Here is a 19,481-nt window from a genome sequence, read left to right as displayed (position 1 = left end):
TTCAGGCCAACGGTGCTTCTTACGGAAACCAGCTGTTCATTCATGTTTGTCGTAATTAAGCTCTCTTCTTTGGCGGCGCCGTAAGTTCTCGGGCAAGTGCCTGCTCTGCGTGATCCTCAAAAAGGCTGACCAGTTCCGACTCCAGGAGAGCATATTCATGCGGTATGTCGAGGAAGATGACGCGCGTGTCTCCTAGAGCCTCTCGATAGGCTCTCAAAATTATCGCCGCCGCTTGCTTCAGTGCGCCTTCTCCATGAGAAAAATGAGGTCGGCCCATTTGACCAGTTGAACCGTGAGTGGGTCTGCGGCACCATCGCTGGTCCCACCAGAGTCTACCTTCAGATCTTCTCGCACTAGAACACAGCCCATAGAACGCGCGGATAGCCAGGGCCATTCGGAAATCGTTCCGCCCTACCCGACTGTGTCCGCTGCCATGGTCTCATTGAAAACGTACCCGATTAAGCGTTCTTGGAAAACGGAAATGGCGATTACCTGGGGACAAAGCGTCGGAGCGCCTCGGGTTCGTCGGTCTGGACTATACTAACACCCGCTCGTTGCAGGCGTCCCCATACTGCGTCCGGATCGCGTAAGGCATCCACGTCACCGCCATAGCCGCCAACGAATCCTTCCCAGAGTGTATTCACCCACACACGACCTTGGGCCACTCGAGCAGCCGCAGCAACGCTAGGCAGAGCAGCGCCCAGCATGCGCGGTACTTCGAAGCCGACCGGACGCTGCGGGCCCGAAGCCTGGCGTGTGATGATTGCGGGCAGATCCGACTCGGCTCCATCTCCGCTGGCAAGGATCGGCATGAACGGCACGCGGTTGTAGGGCGCCATCGCAGCCAGCGGCGCGCTCCCGATGCCGGCGGAGGTCTTCACGATGACCCGGTCGGTCGCGCCTGCACGGACGACGGCCTGGATCACCTCGGCATAGATCGCGTCCTTGACGTCCAGGTTCAGCACGATCCGGTCGCCGGCATGCGCCAGGATCTCGTCGAGAGTCGGCACCTGCTGGTCGGTGAGGCCAGCGCCCTTTTCTCCTTCGTTGTCGCGCAGGCGGAGCGACTTGATCTCTGCAAGCGTCAGGTGATCGACCGCACCGGTTCCGGTGGTCGTCCGATCGACCGTCGCGTCATGGATCATCACCAGATAGCCGTCGCGGGTGCGGCGCACATCGGTCTCCATGATGTCGATGCGCATCGCGACGCAGTGATCGAGGCCGATCAGCGAGTTTTCTGGTGCGCTCGGCAAGGCATGGCCAGGCGACGAATTATGGCACCCGCGATGCGCGGCAATCAGCAGGCGACCGTTCGGATCCAGCAGAGCCGCGTGGATCTCCCGCACGTTTTGAGCCGGCACCACTGCAGCGGTCGAAACCGCGGGTAGCGAGGCGAGGATCAGTAGGGACAGCGCCCCAAGATGCGATCGTGTCATGGCAGACCTTTCCGGGATCAGAATTTGGGCGTGAAACGGAGGCCGAGCCAGAAGGTCGTCGGCACGGAATAGCTGTCCTTGAGCAAATTCTTGTCCGGCCCCGCAAAGCTCGTCAGGCGGCTGTGCGTCAGGTTGCTGACCTGTCCGATCACCGCGACGCCGTTCCGCAGCGTGTAATTCGCGGTCAGGTCGACCTGCTCGCGCGGCGCCCAGTACAGGTCCTGCCAGACGATATCGTTGATGATCGTGCGCAGCGCCCTGCCTTGTCGATTATACGCCGCGCGCAGTTCGAGGCCGTGTTTCGCATAGAACACGCTGGCGTTGAGCGTGCTGTCGGGCTGGCCGACGAGCCGGTCGATGCTGCGCGCGACGTCGGCGCCGCTCAACACGTCGATCCGCCCGCGAAGCAACGCCGCGTTCGCGCTGACGCCGAAGCCGCTCAGCAGCGGGTGGATGAGCTCGAGCGAGTTCAGCACCGCGCTCGCCTCGATCCCCTTGATGCTCGCCTTGCTCGCGTTGGTCGGCCGGGTGACCAACGCGTTGACGTAGTTCACCCCCTCATAGGTGTAGCCGACGGAGGCCGCGTTGAAGATCTCGTCCTTGATGTCCTTGTAGAACGCCGCGAGCGAGACGATCCCGCCATAGCGGCTCGACAGCGTCCAGTCCGTGGCGAGGTCGAGATTGGTCGAACGGCGCGGCTTGATGTCGGGATTGCCGATCGCGACGTTGACGCCGGTCGCCGCCCCGTTGCCGAGGTCGCTCGCATTGACGAAGCCGATCGAACTGCGCGCGGCGTAGCTGTCATAGCTGGGCCGACCGATCGTCTGGCTGGCCGCGGCGCGAAGATCGATCGCGGGCGTCGCATGCCAGGTCGCGATCGCCGAGGGCAGCAGATAAGTGTAGCTCGACCTGGTCGGCTGGTCGACGAAGACGCCGTTGCGTTTGATCCGTCCGACGGTCGACTGGTCGGTGTGATCGAGATGGACGCCCGCCTGCGCGTTGATCGCCGACGAGACGTAGCTGGCAAGTGCATAGCCGCCGACGATCTTCTCGACGTGACGGAAATCGTCCTGGTTGTTGTAGTTCGACTGATCCGTGCTGTTGAGGATTGATCCGGGTTGCGCAGTGATGTCGCGGACCGAAGCGACCGGATCGATCGTCAGCAAATAGAGGCCGTTTGAATAGTTGAGCGGCGCGCCGCCGGGGCCGAGCGCGGTCGCAAGACCGATCGGCCGACCAGTCGTGTTGGGCTCCAGATCGATCCGGTCGAGATTGAACTTGGGCCGATCGTCGGTGTAGCTCGCGCCCGCCGCGAACCCGATACCGTCAGCATCGGCGCCCTGGTTGAGGCCGTAATCGAGCCGCCCGGTCAGCACCGTGTCGCTGGCGTGCCGTTCGTTGGTCGGCCGGTAATAGAGCAGGCTGTAGTTCGACAAGTTGTTATAGGCTGCCGGATCGACCGCGAACTTCTGATCGAGGCGGCTGGTGTCGTATGCGAACGCGAAGTTCGACGTCGCGGTCGGCGTGGCCCCGGCGATGCCGGGCACCGGCCGTGCGACCCCGGTCGCGTATTTGATCATCTGGAACACTTCGTCATAGGTCGCGCGCGACGCGCTGCCCTTGAGCGAGAGCGTCTGGCGATCACCGGGCTGCCACGTCAGACCGGCCTGCCCGACCCGAGTGCGGGTGACGATATCGGCGTTCTCCCACCCCACTTCGACGTCGCCGCCGGGATAATTGCCCGAGGTCGCGGTCTGGTTCAGGACGGTGCCGCGGTTGCGCGGGTCGATCAGGACCTCGTTGCGCTCCATCTTGTCCTTGAAATAATAATAGCCGAGCGACGCATAGGCCTGGAGCGTGTCGGTCGGCCGGACCTCGAACTTGCCGGTCAGGCCGTAGCGATCGCGCTTGTCCATCACGTACCAGTATTTGTCCTGCTGCGGCACCGCAAAGCCGTTGCCAAGATTGGCGCCGGTCTGAAGCTGTCCCGCCGCATTGTAGAAGGAATAGTGGATCGTATCGGTCGTCATGTGCGTGTCGGTGTAGCTGCTGAGCGTCTGGTAATTGCCCGACAGGACGACGCCGTATTGGTGGTTCGCGCCAAACGTCGTGCTGACCGTCGCGCCGAGCCGCGTGCCGAAATCGGGTTGGTGGCGCGGCAGGCCGGTGTCGTTCGCATGGCCGAGCGACGCCTCGGTCGTGACGAACGGCTTGCCGCCGCCTTCGAACGCGCTGCGCGTCACGATGTTGATCGCGCCACCGACCGCGTTCGGATCGAGATCGGCGGTGAAGGTCTTCACGACCTGCAACTGGCTGATCATTGATGCGGGCAGGATGTCGAGACGTACCCCGCGCGAGATCGAGCCGAGCGTTCCGTTGGGCGTGCCGGGCGAGGCGAGTTGCAACCCGTCGATCGTCACGTTGTTGTATGCGGGGCCGAGCCCGCGGATCACCGGCGTCGCGGCCTCGTCGCGCGGATGCTCGTTGTCGGTCGCAGGCAGGACCGACAGACCGGGGATGCGCCGCAACGCCTCGACGATGGTCGCGTCGGGCAAGGCGCGGACATCGTTCGAGCCGATGACGTCGATGATGTTGGTCGCATTACGCTTGGCCTCGATCGCGACGTTGTTGGCGCGCCGGATACCGGTAACGACGATATCCCCGGGTGGCGCAGCCGCCGGTTCAATCGCCCCGGCCGCCGACGGGGCGTCCGCCTGCTGTGCCGCGACCGGACCGACGATCGCGATCGACGACACGCCGGCGAGTGCCAGCAACCGTAATGAAAACCCAACCATGCGATGATCCCCGCCCGTCTGGCCGGCATCGACTGCCCGCCCCAATGACGGCGCGGCTAGGCGGTGGTTGTGGCAGTTTTATTTATTTATCCGGAAATAAATCACGTCACCGTTCGGCATTTGGGGCGACGAGCTGGTGGATGGGTAGCAGTGCGGCGCCTACCGCTGCCGCCCAGCTGCCAAGTCGCGACACATGGATTTTCGGCCGAGGCAGATGGGAAAAGGCCGTCGCCCAGTCGGCGCGTTCCAGGGCTGCACCGAGCGCGTGGAGGATCGGCAGGGGCAGCGCGCCCGATACGACGATCGCGCCGGGATCGAGCCATGCGACCCCGCTATCGGCGGCGACCGCAAGTTGCGCGGCGGCGCGGTCGACCCACGCACCGATCAACGCCGCATGCGTGCCCTGATGCATCTCGACCTCGTTTAGCGCGCGGATGTCGGCGCCGGCGGCCTGCAATTCGGCGAGCAGGTCGATACCCGACGGCCGCTTGGATTTCCCCGGAAACAACCGGCCGATCTCACCCGCATTGCCATGCTCGCCACGCAGGATCGCGCGGTCGACGATGATCCCTCCGCCGACCCCATGCCCAATGAAGAAGACGATCGCCGAACTGCACGTGCGGATCAGCCCGCTGTCGTAGTATTCAGCGAGCGCCGCCAGCGTCCCGTCATTCTCGATCCAGACCGGCAGGCCGAGATAGTCGGCGAACAGCCGTTGCAGATCGAGATCGCGCCAGCCCTGCAGCCAGTCGACCGTCCAGCGCCGCGTCGGATCGCCTGCGAGCGTCGGTCCCGTCGCTGCAACGCCCAGCCCCAGGAAGCGCGACCGCGGCACAGTGTGGCTCATGCTTAGCCCGCGCAACCGGCGATCCACCGCCTCGACGAACGCGCGCGGATCGGGACTGTCGAAAGGCTCCAGGTCGCGGACGATGACCGTCCCGGCGAAATCGACCAGCGCGATCTCGAGCCAGCCTGGATGCAGCGTCGCGCCCGCCGCGTAGCCGCCGCGGCTGGAGATACCCAGCGGGACGATCGGCCGGCCGCGCCGGCCGCGCTGGTCCTGAAGATGCTCCTCGACCAGCCCGAGCGCGATCAGCTCGCGGCTCAACCGGGTCACCGCGCCATTGTGCATATCGAGCCGATCGGCGAGTGTCGTTCGCGCACTGGGGCCGGAGATCCGCAAATCCCAGACGATGCGTTTCTGATCTTTGGAGAGAAGGATTTCCGGCTTCGGAGGCACGCGATCATCCTTTCGACTGACGATATTTTCACGCATCAGCTTTAGACACCGTCCCTGCTCGATTTAGTTCACGCACAATCACTAAATCCGCTGAATCGCCACCAATATGCTGTCCCCGCCGGCATGCTCCCCTAAAAATCGCTGCTCGTTCATGTTCCGGTTTTGGCTGTGACTAGCCTGTGCCGCAAGCCAGCCCTGCTCGCAGCCGAGCGACTCGTTCCCATTTTCCACATTCGACGCCGATGAATGAGGCCCGTACCCCACACCTTTGCCAGCAGGGGATTCGGGGAGCCGGCTAGACACCTATGCAAGCCAATCTTAGCGACCGTTCGTTTCCCAAATCCGCGGAGCGCGTCGTCACATGTGCTCGCTCCCATGATTTTTGAAGTGAGTCATGGCTGAATCAGTCAAGTCCCTGGCATCTGCACTGCGCGCCGTGTCACACACCGGCGGTCTCAACCGCAACGAAGCCGCAGCCTGCGTCGCTCGCGCTTCGGGCCAGCGCGGCGTGATCGTTGCCTGCCCGATCCGCCGGATTGACCAAGACCGCTGTCGGCGCCACCGTCCGCGGCCTCAAGCACAGGGGCGTGATCGCGTATACGCAGCGCCGGCGCGCTGCCTATAGTGAGGTCGTGTTCCTCGGCTGCCCCATGAAGCTACGATGTAGGCCCGAGCGGACGATTACGGCCAGCACGGCGGCTAATGCCGCCTGGCAATGCCGCCCAGCGCAGGTGTCTGTGCCCGAACTCATGGGTCCGGTTGGGCTCATACCCGTAGCCACGGCCCGTTCTTACGCAGACGGTGGCTACGCCAAGCCTCGCAGCGATACGGCCGTGCGCATGTCAGTCGGTCCCCAACCTCAGACACTCATTCCCGTTTGGGCATAATCTCCCAGCCCCTGCGGCGGCTGAACGTTAGAGGCGGGTGTCAACGTCCAGGCGCACCACCGCGGTAAACCGTTGAGGGCCCTGCCCGATCGACCGCGCTCCAGGTAAACCAATCGTGCTCCTGCACAGGTTCTGCACCGGATCAAATCGCGTTCTGCGTGGGGTGCCCCATCCGATCCGGACGCCCGTCCACCATGGATGCCCCTCACAATCGGGAGATCATGATGGACGCGCGCTCTAATACGCAGGACCGGCTGATCGCCAAGATGGGGGCGGTGTTGACGCTCGTGGCGGCCGCCGAGTTTATCGTCGACGGCAATGATTTGGGCGCGGTCGTCGGCGGGTTCGCCGTCTCTTGGCTCGCCCTGGTGCTGGCGACCCGACGCGCGACGCTACGCGTCGCTACCGCACGCATCGCGGCGATCGTCGCCGCCATATTCGCCTTGGTGCTGGTCGACGATCCGAGCCCGCTCGCCTGGTTGTTGTTCTGCATCGCATTGGCGCTCACCAGCCTTTTGCCGCGCCGCGGGTTCGACGATGCACTCGCTTGGGGATTGCGCGTGGCATGGTTCGGCCTCACCGGCATGCTATCGCCGCTGCGCGATGCCGCACGGATCGCGACCGTCCGCGAACGCAGGGGGCGGACGGCGGGCGGTATTCGCGCCGTGGCCCGAATGCTCGTCATCCCAATCGGCGGCGGTGCCATTTTTCTCGCGCTGTTTGCATCCGCCAATCCGCTGATCGATCGCGCCTTTGCCAACATCGTCCTGCCCGACACCGTGACGATGGTCTGGCGCAGCGTGCTCGCGGCGCTGGTCGTCGTCGTCGTATGGACGAGCCTGCGGCCAAGTGCGGCGGCAACGCGACTGGCACGCGGCGCCGATCGCCCGACGGTTGCCGCGCTCGATCCCAGCGTGGCAACGCTGACGCTGTCGCTCGTGACCTTCAACGCGATCTTCGCGGTCGAGAATGCACTCGACCTCGCCTTCCCATGGAGCGGTGCGGACTTGCCCGCTGGCGTCACGATGGCGGAGTACGCGCATCGCGGCGCCTATTCGTTGATCGTCACCGCGTTGCTGGCTGGGCTGTTCGTACTCGTGGCACTCAGGCCGGGAAATACCGGGGCGACGCGACCGAAGGTCCGCCGCCTTGTGGCCTTGTGGATCGTGCAGAACCTGCTGCTTGTCGCCTCCAGTGGTTTACGCACGCTCGATTATGTCGACGCCTATGGGATGACCATTCTTCGGCTCGCCGCGCTGGTGTGGATGGTGTTGGTAGCGACGGGGCTGGTGCTGATCGGCTGGCGTCTGTTGATGGGGCGGTCGGCGGCGTGGCTGATCAACGCAAATGCGCTTGCGGCAGCAATCGTGCTTGCGCTTGCAAGCGTCATCGATCTCGGCGCGACCGCAGCGGCGTGGAACGCGCGGACCGCCCTGACAACCGGTAAGTCGGGGCCCCCGCTCGATCTGTGCTACATGGCGCACCTCGGCCCGTCCGCACTCTTGTCGCTGGCGACGCTCGAGCGGCAGGCGCGCCAACCCTTGCTTCGCGATCGTATCGCCTGGTTGCGATGGGAGGCGCAGCGCAGCACGATCCGATCCCAAGCCACTTGGCGAAGCTGGACACCGCGCGCCGCGCGCCGGCTCGATACAGCCGAAGCGCTCGTCGGCGTCCGCCCGCCGGTCGTGCGTCCCGCCCCGCACGGCCGAGGCTGCGACGGGTCCGTGACACCGCCACCACCGGCCACCCTCGTCACGCCGGCCCCAACACCGTTGACGGCAGGGGCGGAACGATGATCCTGTGCCCCATGCCCCGCACCATCCTGGTCGTCGACGACGATCCCCATATCCGTCAACTCCTCGTCTTCGCGCTCGGCAAGGCAGGGCTCGGCGCGATCGAGGCCGAAGACGGCGAGGCGGCGCTCGCGCTTGCCGCCGCGCGGTTGCCGGACCTCGTCATCCTCGACATAAACATGCCCCGGATGGACGGGCTCGAAGTCTGCCGCCGCCTGCGCGCGCGCGGCGATACCGGCGGCGGTGTCCCCATCCTGTTCCTGTCGAGCCGCGACGACGAGATCGACCGTGTGCTCGGCATCGAGCTCGGCGCCGACGATTATGTCGTCAAACCCTTCTCGCCGCGTGAAGTCGTCGCGCGGGTCATGGCCATCCTGCGCCGTACGACTTCGCCGCCGCCCGCCACCAATGCCGGGCGCGACCTGATCCAAGGCCGCCTGCGCCTGGAGCTCGATGGCTGGCGTGCGCTGTGGGACCATGCCGACGTGCCGCTCACCGTCACGGAGTTCCAAATCCTCCGCCTGCTCGTCTCGATGCCTGGCAAGGTGTTCAGCCGCGATGCGATCATCGATCGGTTGCACGGCCCCGGCTTCGCCGTCACCGACCGGACGATCGACAGCCATATCCGCAACCTTCGTGCGAAATTCGCCTGTGTCGGTGCAGCGGACCTGATCGAGACGCGGGCGGGTATCGGCTATCGCCTGGGTGCGTGCGCGGGAACGTGATCGCCGTCGTCAAAGACTGGGCGAAACGCCACTGGCCACAACTGCGGCTGCGCACGATCCTGTTCGCAACGCTGTTCGTCGTGGCAGCGATGCCTGGCGTCGGCGCTGTGTTCCTGCGCGTTTACGAGAACACGCTCGTCCGCCAGACCGAGGCCGAACTGGTCGCGCAGGGCGCGGCACTGGCAGCGACCGCCGCGCTCGTCTGGCCGGAGAGCCCGCCGGGCCGTAACGTGCCTCCTGGCGCGGCGACGGCCATCGATCCGTATGACCCAAGCCCCACCACGTCCGGGGTCGACCTCAGCACCACGCCGATCCTCGACGAACGCCCCGCCCCCACCCCGGCGGGCCCTATTTCGCCCGATGCGACACAAGCGATGACACGGCTCGAGCCCGTACTCGATGCGACCCGTGCGACCACGCTCGCCGGCATGACCCTGCTCGATCGCAACGGACGCATCGTCGCCACCTCCGCGGGCGGTAGCTATGCGGCCCTGCCCGAAATCGTCGCGGCGCTTGCGGGACGATCGACGACGGTCCTGCGCCGCAACGGCGCCTACCGTGCGACCTATCGGTTCGAATGGCTCTCGCGCGCCGCCGCGATCCGCGTCCATTACGCCCGACCCGTCGTCGTGAACGGGCGGGTGGTCGGCGTGCTGCTGCTCTCCCGCTCCGCCCGCGCGTTGTTCAAGGGCCTGTACGAGGATCGCGGCAAGATCCTGATCGGCGTAGCCGCTATTTTTCTGGCGCTCGTCGCGCTCAGCGGCGTCATCTCACGCGGGGTGACGCGGCCGATCGAGCAGCTTGGGATCGCGACGCGCGCGGTGGCTACCGGCCCTGGCCGCGTGCCCGACGCGCCGGTCACCGCGGCGATCGAGATCCAGGGCCTCTACGCCGACTTTGCCGCGATGGCGGCGGCGATCGAGCGTCGCTCGCACTATCTGCGCGACTTCGCACACGCGGTCAGCCACGAATTCAAGACGCCGCTCGCAGGGATTCGCGGCGCGATAGAACTGCTGCAGGATCATCCCGATATGGCCGCAGCCGACCGCCACCGGTTCCTCGCCAACGCCGATGCCGATGCCGATCGACTGGCCTTGCTCGTTACGCGTCTGCTGGACCTGGCTCGCGCCGACATGGCTGAACCCGGTACCGCAACGACGATCGCCCCACTCGCGGTGATCGGTCGTGTGGCCGATGCGGTACGTGACGCAGGCGTGATCGTTTCGCTGCCCGCCGAACTGCCCGCGCTTCCCGTGCCCGGCGCGACGCTCGAGGCGGCCGTGACCACGCTGTTCGAGAATAGTCGTCAGGCGGGCGCACGCATGATCGACGTGCGCGCGACGATCACTCGCACTCAAGTCGCATTGTACGTCATCGATGACGGCCCGGGCATCCCCGCCTGCGACCGCGACCGCGTGTTCGAACCCTTCTTTACGACCAAACGCACGACCGGCGGCACCGGTCTCGGCCTTGCCATTGCCCGATCGTTGATCGAAGGCGCGGGCGGCAGTTTGATACTCGATGATGAATCAGGTTCGACGTTCGTGCTGGTCATACCGCGCGCTGCATGATTCCTGGTAAAAGCCTGCTTTTTGCTCTGCCGGATGCGCTCAGCATGATTCGCCAAGTCGCCGCAGCGGGCTCGCCTGGCCAAGGATCACGAAGAACTATCCGCAGGCCCCAAGACTCGACTCCGCGTATGCGCGCGGCATTCGTGCTTCCCAACTTCCGCCGTTCATCTGCTCCAGATTTCGGCTCATGTTGGCTGGTTTGCATTATAGTTAGGTGCGGCTTTCGCGCTTGATTATCAGGTTTTTGTTTTGGCGAGAACCATAAGCCAGCTAGCGTGAGACGCGGACCGGGCGCTATCGTCTTCGGACCTATAACTGGATCGGGAAGTCGGCATTGGCGGGAATTGACAGGCGTGCTGCTCTATTAGGCGGGGTGGCGTTAGTCGCTGCATGCACGAACTCGGCTAATCTCGGGAAAGGGAAGCTTGCCGGACAACGGTCGCCGTCATCGCTCGTTACCGTTGTCGGCAACGGCTTCGAACGGAACGGCAAGCCCTATCGCTACGCTGGCGCGAACATCTGGTACGGCGCCTGGCTGGGAGCGGGCACCGCCTACGGCAATCGCGCGCGACTTGGACGCGAGCTCGACCGGCTAAGGACGCTTGGCGTCCGTAATCTGCGCATCCTTGGCTCTGCCGAACTATCGCCGCTGAAGAACTCGATCACGCCCGGGTTCCGCGACAAGACCGCGACCTACAATGAAGACCTGCTCAAAGGCCTCGACTGGACGCTCGCCGAAATGGCGAAGCGCGACATGACCGGCGTGATCTACCTGACCAACTTCTGGGAATGGTCGGGCGGGATGATGACCTACCTGTCGTGGGTCAACGGCGGCAAGTTCATCAACATGAACGACCCCGCGCATCCATGGCCCGAGTTCGCCGACTGGAACGCAGCCTTTTACACGAACGGCCAAGCGCAGGCGATGTACCGCGACTATATCCGCGCGGTCGTCTCGCGCACCAACAGCGTGACGGGTGTCGCATACGCTGCCGACCCGACGATCATGGCTTGGCAGCTCGCGAACGAACCGCGTCCGGCAGGCGGGGCTACGGTTGCCGTTCCCAACCTGCCGAACTTCTATCGCTGGATCGACGAGACCGCGCGGTACATCAAGATGCTCGATCCCAACCACCTCGTCTCGACCGGCTCCGAAGGGCTGAAGGGTTCGATCGAGCGCGAGGACGTCGTACTTGCCGCGCATCGCTCGCCGTCGATCGATTACCTCACGACGCATATCTGGCCGAACAACTGGACGTGGATGGATGCGGGCGATCTCGCAGGCACCTACGACGCCGGCGCGGCGAAAGTCGCCGATTATATCGACGCGCACATCCGGCTCGCCACCGCGCTCGGCAAGCCACTGGTAATCGAGGAGTTCGGCTATCCCCGCGACGGGCAGAATGCCTATGATCCGACCATCACGACCGAGTACAAGGATCGCTTCTATCGCCAGATCTACGCGGCGATCGAAGCCAATGCGAAGTCCGGCGGACCGCTGGCGGGCTCGAATTTCTGGGCCTGGAACGGCGAGGCGCGCACACCGCACGCCGATCACCGTTTTCAGCGCGGCGATCTCGGCTACATGGGCGATCCGCCGCACGAACCGCAGGGCTGGTACGGCGTGTTCGACAGCGACACGTCGACGCAGGCCGTGATCCGCGCGCATGCGTCGGCGATGGCGGCGATCTGATGCTGAGCCGACGCGAAACACTGGGCATGACCGCAGCGCTCGGCCTGCTTCACGGCATGCCGGCGCTGGCGGCGGTCCCAGACCGCACGCTGAGCAACGCGAGTGCGTCGCCGGCCGCGCGAAAACTCTACGCATATTTATGGAGCCAATACGGGCGAAGAACGCTGACCGGCCAGCAGGAACAGGGATCCGGCCCGCTCAATCCGAACGGCGAACTGGACTATCTCCAGCGCGTCACCGGCAAACTGCCCGCCATTCTCGGCCTCGATTATATCGATGCGCGCGACAACGACGCCGTCAACGATCGTGCGACCGCATGGGCGCGGTCTGGCGGGATCGTCACGCTTTGCTGGCACTGGGGCGCCCCCGACATCGGCACCGGCTACGAGAATTCCAAGAAGGACTTCGACGTCGCCGCCGCGCTCAAACCCGGCACGCCGCAGAACATCGCGATGATGCGCGACATGGCTGAAGTCGCACGCCTGCTGAAGGTGTTGCAAGACCGGGGCATTTCCGTCCTCTGGCGCCCTTTTCACGAGTTCAGCGGCGACTGGTTCTGGTGGGGCAAGCACGGCCCCGACGCGTTCAAGGCGCTCTGGGCACTGATGTACGACCAGTTTACGCGCGTCCACCGGCTGAACAACCTGATCTGGGTACTCGGCTGGGCCGGGCAAAACGTTGATCCCGCCTGGTATCCGGGCCGGGCGACAGTCGATGTCGCCGGCGCGGATATCTACGCGAACGACCACGGCAACCTCGCGCCGATGTTTGCACAGGTAAAGGCAATCGTCGCAGACACGCTACCGATCTGCTTGCACGAGAATGGTCCCGTCCCCGACCCGACATTGCTTGGTCCAGACGCAGACTGGCTCTGGTTCATGACCTGGCACACCCGATGGCTCACCGGCCCCGACCAGAATACGGCGGAGCAACTGCGGCGCGATTTCAACGCAAAGCGCTCCCTCACCAAGGATGAGCTCCCCGCATGGCTAGAGGTATGAGCATGAAGAAACTCCTGGGCATGCTCGGCGCGGCAATGTTGTCGACGTCGGCAATTTCCACGCCGCTGTCCGTGACGCCGGTGTCGATCAAGCCCGGAGCACCGCTGCCGGTGCACATCGCCGGCCGTGTCGACCGCACCGGCAACGGTTATCGTCGCCAATGGCCCGGCACGTATTTCGAAGCAACGTTCCTCGGCGTCGGCGTCTTGTTGAAGGTCGGCGAGGGCGACGTCATCCTCCGTGTTTCGGTTGACGGCAGCACCACCGGCACGCTCGTCAAGCCCAAGCCGGGCCTCTACCGCGTCGCCGACCTCGCGAACGGCCGCCATACCATCCGCGTGGATGTCGCCAGCGAAAGCCAGGCCGCACCGACCGTCTTCGGAGGTTTTTACGCCACGGCCGGAACGCGCGCCCTCCCCGCGCCCACTCGTACGCGGCAGATCGAGTTCATCGGCGACTCCCACACCGTCGGCTACGGCAACATCTCGACCAAGCGCGACTGCACGCAGGACGAAGTCTGGACCACCACCGACGCCTCGCAAGCGATGCCCGCGCTGACCGCCCGTCGCTACGGCGCCGACTATCAGGTCAACGCGATCTCCGGCCGCGGCATCGTCCGCAATTACGACGGCATGGCCGCCGATACCGTGCCCGTAGCCTATCCGTTCATACTGTTCGACAAGACCACGCGCTACACTGACACCGCCTGGCGCCCCCGCCTGTACGTCATCGCGCTCGGCACCAACGACTTCACCACACCGCTGCATCCCGGCGAGCCGTGGAAGACACGCGCGGCACTGCACGCCGATTACGAGCAGCATTATGTCGACTTCGTCAAACGCCTGCGCGCTGCCAACCCGGACGCACATGTCGTTTTGTGGGCGACCGACATGGCCGATGGAGAAATCGCCGCAGAAGTCGGTAAGGTCGCCGCACGTCTCAAAGCTGAAGGCGAGCGCAATGTCGCCTTTGTGCGCGTGACCGACCTTGCCTTCACCGGCTGCCATGCGCACCCTTCGACGTCGGACGACGCTCGGATCACGACAGCACTATCGACTTACATTGATACGCATCCGGAGATCTGGATGCGTAAATGAGCAAATGATCCGCGTCGCTAGCGCACTGACGCTTGCGACGCTGCCCGACGTGCTACCCACCGAAGATCTTACGATACTTCGCAGCCGGATTATCGCGCTCGCCGACGGCTTCGTGGCTCAAGGACTGCACAGCAGCTACGGGATCCCCTTTGGTGGCACGAACTATCCTGGGGATCGAACAGTTCGATCCTCAACCGCGCGATCGTCCTCGGGGTCGCATGGCAGATCGATCGCAAACCCGCCTACCGCGACGCGTTCGTGGCAAGCCTCGACTAATCCTCGGTCGCAATTCGCTCGACCGTTCCTACGTCAACGGGATCGGCACGCGCGCGATGCAGCACCCGCATCACCGCTTCTGGGGGGCCTGCGGACAGGCGTCATCCCGCACCGCTTGCCGGTATGCTGTCAGTTGGCGCAAATTCCGCCGCCGCCAACGAGCCCGGGCCGATAAGGGGTGCGCCCCTGCTGCATCGACGATTACCGCGCGTTTACGGTGAACGAGCTCGCAATCAACTGGAACGCGCCCCTGGTCTGGACCGCCGACTTCCTCGACGCATCGCGACGACGGTAGGCCGGATCGACGTGCGAATATGATCCTTCTCTAATCAGGCTGATGCTAAAGCCGGTCCAACGCTCGCGCCAGATACCCGCGGACCGCGGCGGTCCGCTCCGGCGAAGGGCTTCCGAGCACGCCGCGCATCTCCTCGGGCAAATGCACGGCAGCTTTCTGCGCATCATCATCAAACACATATTGTTCGAACCACCCGCGTACCGCCGTGCGTTCCCCGTCCGGCAGATCGCGGATCGCGAGGATCGCGTGGATTAGCGCGGGGAACGGCGATGCCGCGCCCGCCTGACCCCACCAGTAGTTAACCAGCACATTGAACCGCCCGAGCGCCTTCACGTCATGCCACCACATCGACGGTATGAAGATCGCATCCCCAGGCTCCAGAACCGTCACCTGCATCTGCGCCCGCGCCTCCGCGAACCGGGGGTAACGATCCAGATCAGGTGCCTCGAGATCAACCAAGCTTACGGGCTGTCCTGCAATCGTCACGTCGAGCGGCCCGACATACAGATTGCGCCCCTGCTCGGGCGGAAACAGGCAGAACCGCCGCCGGCCCGACACAACGACCGCGACGTTGCTCGACACGTCGTAATGCGTCGAAACGCGGCTCTCGTTGCCGATCCACACGCGCGGTACTGCATCGGGGGTCGGTAGCGGCAGGACGTTCGCCTCTGCCCAGCCCGGCAGAAATTCGCCCGCCGCGGCAGCTCCCGCGTAGATCGCAGGTGCTCCCGATACGCCCTGCAGCGCGATCAGCTGGTCAACCAGTGTGGGAATCGGCGCCTTGGCACGCTCGAAGTTAAAGCCGCTCAGATCATCGTTATAGAAAAACCGCCCGCGCACGTCGCTCTGTGCGACCATGACATCGGCCGAGCGCCCGCCATCGAATGACACGATGTGCTCCCCGATCTCGCGGTCCGATCGACCCGCCGCGCGGACCGCTGGCCAGTGCGCCGCCAACCCACGCATGACGACGGGCCGATATCCGTGCGCGATCTCGGCTTCGAACTGCGCCGCATCGATCGCGCCCGTTTCGGCAACGGGAAGGCCGGGGATGTCACTCATGACGTGCGTGTAATCCCCGGCGTCTCGTCCCGCCAGACCTCAGAAGGTCATGCGAGCCGACAAGGTGTACGACCGGTCGTTCTTGAAGAAGCTGCGCGGTGCCTCGAGCCCGGCGCCGTTCAACAGGAAGTTGGTCTTGGTCGTCTCGTCGAGCAGGTTCGAGGCGGTCACGCCTAGCTTGAAGTGCTCGTTCACCGTCACGAACGCCGATGCATCGAGCTGCCCGGTCGGCAATGCGTAGACCGGCAGGAACGGGAAGCAGCAATCGCGGTTGGTCAGCAGGAACTTCGAGCGCCAGCTATACGCCACGCGGGCATAGAACGGCCCCTTGTCGTAAAAGCCGGCAATGTTGGCGGTATGCTTCGACAGGCCCTGCAACGGCAGATTATCGTACAGGCCAGCGACGTCTTGGGGCGGGCGGCTGCCATCTGCAGCGCCATTTGCAGGCACCGGGTTAGGGATCTTGCCCGCCTTCACGTACGTGTAGTTCGCCTGCATACCTAAGCCTCTGAGAGCACCTGGCAGGAAGTCGAAGGTCTGTTGGTACGCGATTTCGGCACCCTTGATCCGCGACTTGCCGTTGACGTTGGCAGGGCCACTAACCTGCACATCGAACGTCTGGCCGTTGTTGGTCAGCGTACGCGTATAACCGAGATTGTCGACGATAATGTTCGACAGCGTCTTGTGGAACACCGTAGCGGTCAACGAACCGACCTTCGAGAAATACCACTCGCTGGTCAGATCGAATTGGAGCGCCTCGACCGGTCGTAGGAACGGGTTGCGCGACTGCGCGGCGAACTGGAAGTTGCCCGCAGTGTTGCCGCCTGACGTGCCGACGCCCACGTAGTTACGCAGATCACCGAAATTAGGTCGTGAGATAGCCTTTGATCCCGCCGCGCGGAACAGCAGGGTCGGCGTGACCTGAAGCTTGACGTTCGCGCTCGGCAACCAGAAGTTGAACTTCTGCTTGGCGATGTCGGGCGTCGATGACCCATTCGCATAGGCGAGGATCGCTGCCTGTTGGGCGGCGGGTACGGTGCAGATCGCGTTGATCGATCCCGACGTCGGCGGCACGTCGCGCTGCGATTGGCAGAACCCGGCCAGCGTGGCGGGATACGCACCACCAGCGGGATTGGCCGGCAGATTGTTCGGATCGAAAATCGTGTTCTGCTGTGGGAACGTTATCGCGCCGTTCGAGCTGTCCTTGGTTCGCACGAAACGCACCCCGACATTGCCCGTCAGGCTCATGCCATTGCCGAAATCCTCGACGCCAAAATCAGCGCGGGCATAGGCGGCCATGGTCTGCTCGCGGTTGCGGTACACCTCGTTCGGCAGGTACGCGCCGTCAATCAATGCGCTGCCATCCGACGTCTTGCGGTCTTCGGCGGGTGTATAAGTACCGCCGCCAAGCGTCGTTATCTTGCGCAACAGATCGGTGAACGCGTCATGATCGCGCAGGATGTCGTCAGCAACGAATGTAGCGCTCGGCGGCGTATTGGTCTTTCCACGGAAGAAGTTGGTGAAACTGTGCAGGGTTTGCTCGTCCTGATCGAGCGCTGCATAGGTCACTGGACCCTTTGCCGCCCAAGTCTCCGACAGATACCCCCAGTTGTTGTAGTCGACCGCCTTCACCAGCTGCTTGCGATCGGCGTATCGACCGCCGACCCGGACGTTGCGCAGGAACGCCGTGTCGCTGACATCGAACTGCGCGTCGCCACGGAACGCCCACTCATGGCCCTTGTTGTCCTGACGGCCGTTGAAGGCGTCGCGGAAATAGATGGAGTTCGGATTCGCGAAGTAGCTGGTCGTGTCGAAGCCCGGCGTGATCGAGGTGATCTGCGGGATACCGCCGCGCAGATCGATCGCGGTCTGGCTGAACGTCGCGGTATCGAGAATGTCGTCGCGGACCTTCACCTTCGACGTGGCATATTGCCCGTCGAAATTCAGGTGTAGGCGGTCCATCGGCTCGAACTTGATGTTGAGCGACTGATCCTGCGACACCGACTTCGAGAAGAAATGTCGGTTCGACTCCGTCGTAAACACGCCGTTCGGTGCGAACTGGCTGAGCACGCCGAAACCATTAGGCGTGTTGCCCTGCACCGCGCCACTCCGCTTGCCGAGTGTGCCGCTCGTGAAGACTCCATCGTCGTCGTAGGTGAAGTCCGAGCCGCCGACAGGGAACACCGTGTTGGCATCGCCGTAATAGACGTTCGGTTCGACGGTATGCTCGAGCCAATCATCAGTCGACTCGGCGCGAACGAGCTGCCCCGTGATCAGCAGATTGCCCGACGCGGTCTCATACTGCGCAGCGCCCGAATAGCCGATGCGCGTGCGGTTGAAGTCCTGCGAACGCGAGCCTGCACCCAGGGGGGCGTACACCACGTCGCGCCCCGCCGGCAGCGGGAAGGTATCGAACAGCGTCGACTGGAACGGCGTACCCGCGTTCAACAAGCGGCCTTCGCCGGCATCCTGCACGCCGTTGCCGTTCTTGTCGTCGTTGTAACGCGGCAGCATCGACGAGATGAACACCGAGTCCGACCGGCTGTAAAGCTTCTGGTAGGTGCCGCTGGCGAGGATGCCGAACCGTCCCGCGCTGCCCAGATCGAACTGTTTCGAGACGAGCCCGACGAACTGCGGCGCACCGCGCTTCTCCAGATCGCCGAGGTTCATGCCGGCCGAGAGGAACAACAGGTCCTTCTTTGAGTCGAACGGCTTGCGCGTGTTGATGTTGACGGTGCCGGCGATGCCGCCCTCGACCAGGTCGGCGGTGAGGTTCTTGAAGACCTCGACCGAGCCGACGATTTCAGCCGGGATATCGTTGAAGCCGATCTCGCGGCCGCCGCCGGCGGCGAACGCATCGCGACCGTTGAATTCGCCGCGAACGTAGCTGAGGCCGCGGATCACGACACCCGAGCCCTGGGCGGAATAGTGTGCGGAATCGCTCGGTGCCGCAAAACGGCTGATCGATACGCCGGGAACGCGCTGCAACGCTTCGTTGACCGAGCGATCGGGGAGTGCGCCGATATCCTCAGCGGTGATCGCGTCGACGACCGTGTCCGAATTGCGCTTGATGTTCTGCGCGTTGGCCAGGCTCTGGCGGATGCCAGTGACGACGATCTCCTCGCGCTCGGGATCGGGGGTCGGATTGCCGGCGTTCTGCGAAGCGCCCGACGTGCCGGTGGTGTTGCTCGCCGAACCCGGAGCCGTGCCCGCGGTCGCCGAGTCGAGGCTGGCCGAGCCCGACGTCGTGCTGGCGGTGCCCGGGCCGGCAGGGGCCGGCACAGCTTGCGGAGCAGCAGCAGCCGGATCGGCAACCTGCGCAAACGCCGATGGTGTCATCACGGCGATCGCGAGAACCGAAACGCTTGCCCCGACAAGACGCGACGCGCGAGCGATCGCGCGCGTTGATGCAACACCAGCCATGATAATCCCCTAAGCATCCTTCAGCGCGATCGCCGCCGCTCGTCGAGCAGACGATCTAATCGCGCTTCCCCAGATCGACGAACGTCCTTCGCTCGCCTTACCAGTGTGTTAGGCAGCTATTTTTGGGACCACAAGCCAGATAAGACAATTTGATAGACAGATGTGACAGACATTGCCGAAGTGTGGC

The 19,481-nt window shown here is 64.2% G+C and carries 12 protein-coding genes; 7 read left to right on the top strand and 5 right to left on the bottom strand.

All coding sequences use genetic code 11. From position 1 onward, the window contains the following. Positions 1 to 488: 488 nt before the first annotated feature. From U1707_RS00320 to U1707_RS00310, 3 genes are all read right to left on the bottom strand, one after another. Positions 489 to 1,436 carry a glycerophosphodiester phosphodiesterase family protein gene (locus U1707_RS00320; protein WP_332798179.1) on the bottom strand — a complete coding sequence of 316 codons (948 nt, stop codon included), beginning with the start codon at positions 1,434 to 1,436 and terminating at the stop codon, positions 489 to 491. A 17-nt stretch (positions 1,437 to 1,453) separates the two neighbouring features. Then, positions 1,454 to 4,231: a TonB-dependent receptor gene (locus U1707_RS00315; RefSeq protein ID WP_332798178.1), complete on the bottom strand. Its 2,778-nt coding sequence runs from the start codon at positions 4,229 to 4,231 to the stop codon at positions 1,454 to 1,456. A 106-nt stretch (positions 4,232 to 4,337) separates the two neighbouring features. Continuing rightward, positions 4,338 to 5,471 (bottom strand): ROK family transcriptional regulator, encoded by a 1,134-nt coding sequence (locus U1707_RS00310; RefSeq protein ID WP_332798177.1) that lies wholly within the window; start codon positions 5,469 to 5,471, stop codon positions 4,338 to 4,340. A gap of 1,111 nt (positions 5,472 to 6,582) precedes the next feature. On the opposite strand from U1707_RS00310, the gene U1707_RS00305 reads away from it, so the two are divergent. The 7 genes from U1707_RS00305 (at position 6,583) to U1707_RS18990 (ending at position 14,735) form a co-directional block, all read left to right on the top strand. Beyond that, complete coding sequence (locus U1707_RS00305) at positions 6,583 to 8,154, top strand: DUF4153 domain-containing protein (protein WP_332798176.1); 1,572 nt, start codon at positions 6,583 to 6,585, stop codon at positions 8,152 to 8,154. 11 nt (positions 8,155 to 8,165) lie between these two features. Beyond that, a complete protein-coding gene (locus U1707_RS00300; protein WP_332798175.1) occupies positions 8,166 to 8,876 on the top strand; it encodes a response regulator transcription factor in 711 nt (236 codons plus the stop codon). Further along, positions 8,873 to 10,447 (top strand): sensor histidine kinase, encoded by a 1,575-nt coding sequence (locus U1707_RS00295; RefSeq protein ID WP_332798174.1) that lies wholly within the window; start codon positions 8,873 to 8,875, stop codon positions 10,445 to 10,447. The genes U1707_RS00300 and U1707_RS00295 overlap by 4 nt, the downstream gene beginning before the upstream one ends. Positions 10,448 to 10,820: 373 nt before the next feature. Beyond that, positions 10,821 to 12,140 (top strand): glycoside hydrolase 5 family protein, encoded by a 1,320-nt coding sequence (locus tag U1707_RS00290; RefSeq protein WP_332798173.1) that lies wholly within the window; start codon positions 10,821 to 10,823, stop codon positions 12,138 to 12,140. After that, positions 12,140 to 13,141, top strand: coding sequence for a glycosyl hydrolase (locus U1707_RS00285; RefSeq protein ID WP_332798172.1), 1,002 nt, complete (start codon positions 12,140 to 12,142; stop codon positions 13,139 to 13,141). The genes U1707_RS00290 and U1707_RS00285 overlap by 1 nt, the downstream gene beginning before the upstream one ends. 2 nt (positions 13,142 to 13,143) lie before the next feature. Then, positions 13,144 to 14,238 carry an SGNH/GDSL hydrolase family protein gene (locus U1707_RS00280; protein ID WP_332798171.1) on the top strand — a complete coding sequence of 365 codons (1,095 nt, stop codon included), beginning with the start codon at positions 13,144 to 13,146 and terminating at the stop codon, positions 14,236 to 14,238. A 218-nt stretch (positions 14,239 to 14,456) separates the two neighbouring features. Next, the gene (locus tag U1707_RS18990; RefSeq protein WP_443025623.1) at positions 14,457 to 14,735 is read left to right on the top strand and encodes a glycoside hydrolase family 9 protein; all 279 of its coding nucleotides are present in this window, start codon (positions 14,457 to 14,459) and stop codon (positions 14,733 to 14,735) included. Positions 14,736 to 14,854: 119 nt separating this feature from the next. Here the strand turns inward: U1707_RS18990 and U1707_RS00275 are convergent, their stop codons facing one another. Continuing rightward, positions 14,855 to 15,871: a cupin-like domain-containing protein gene (locus U1707_RS00275; RefSeq protein WP_332798170.1), complete on the bottom strand. Its 1,017-nt coding sequence runs from the start codon at positions 15,869 to 15,871 to the stop codon at positions 14,855 to 14,857. Between the two features lie 39 nt (positions 15,872 to 15,910). Next, a complete protein-coding gene (locus U1707_RS00270) occupies positions 15,911 to 19,294 on the bottom strand; it encodes a TonB-dependent receptor (protein ID WP_332798169.1) in 3,384 nt (1,127 codons plus the stop codon). Between the last annotated feature and the right edge of the window lie 187 nt (positions 19,295 to 19,481).

This window comes from Sphingomonas sandaracina (assembly GCF_036663695.1).
GTDB lineage: Bacteria > Pseudomonadota > Alphaproteobacteria > Sphingomonadales > Sphingomonadaceae > Sphingomonas.
This window is presented reverse-complemented; position numbering and strand designations above follow the sequence as displayed.

Coding starts and splice junctions, on each gene's coding strand:
- U1707_RS00320 (WP_332798179.1), bottom strand. CDS start 1,436: ATGACACGATCGCATCTTGGGGCGCTGTCCCTACTGATCCTCGCCTCG.
- U1707_RS00315 (WP_332798178.1), bottom strand. CDS start 4,231: ATGGTTGGGTTTTCATTACGGTTGCTGGCACTCGCCGGCGTGTCGTCG.
- U1707_RS00305 (WP_332798176.1), top strand. CDS start 6,583: ATGGACGCGCGCTCTAATACGCAGGACCGGCTGATCGCCAAGATGGGG.
- U1707_RS00300 (WP_332798175.1), top strand. CDS start 8,166: ATGCCCCGCACCATCCTGGTCGTCGACGACGATCCCCATATCCGTCAA.
- U1707_RS00285 (WP_332798172.1), top strand. CDS start 12,140: ATGCTGAGCCGACGCGAAACACTGGGCATGACCGCAGCGCTCGGCCTG.
- U1707_RS00280 (WP_332798171.1), top strand. CDS start 13,144: ATGAAGAAACTCCTGGGCATGCTCGGCGCGGCAATGTTGTCGACGTCG.
- U1707_RS18990 (WP_443025623.1), top strand. CDS start 14,457: ATGGCAGATCGATCGCAAACCCGCCTACCGCGACGCGTTCGTGGCAAG.
- U1707_RS00275 (WP_332798170.1), bottom strand. CDS start 15,871: ATGAGTGACATCCCCGGCCTTCCCGTTGCCGAAACGGGCGCGATCGAT.
- U1707_RS00270 (WP_332798169.1), bottom strand. CDS start 19,294: ATGGCTGGTGTTGCATCAACGCGCGCGATCGCTCGCGCGTCGCGTCTT.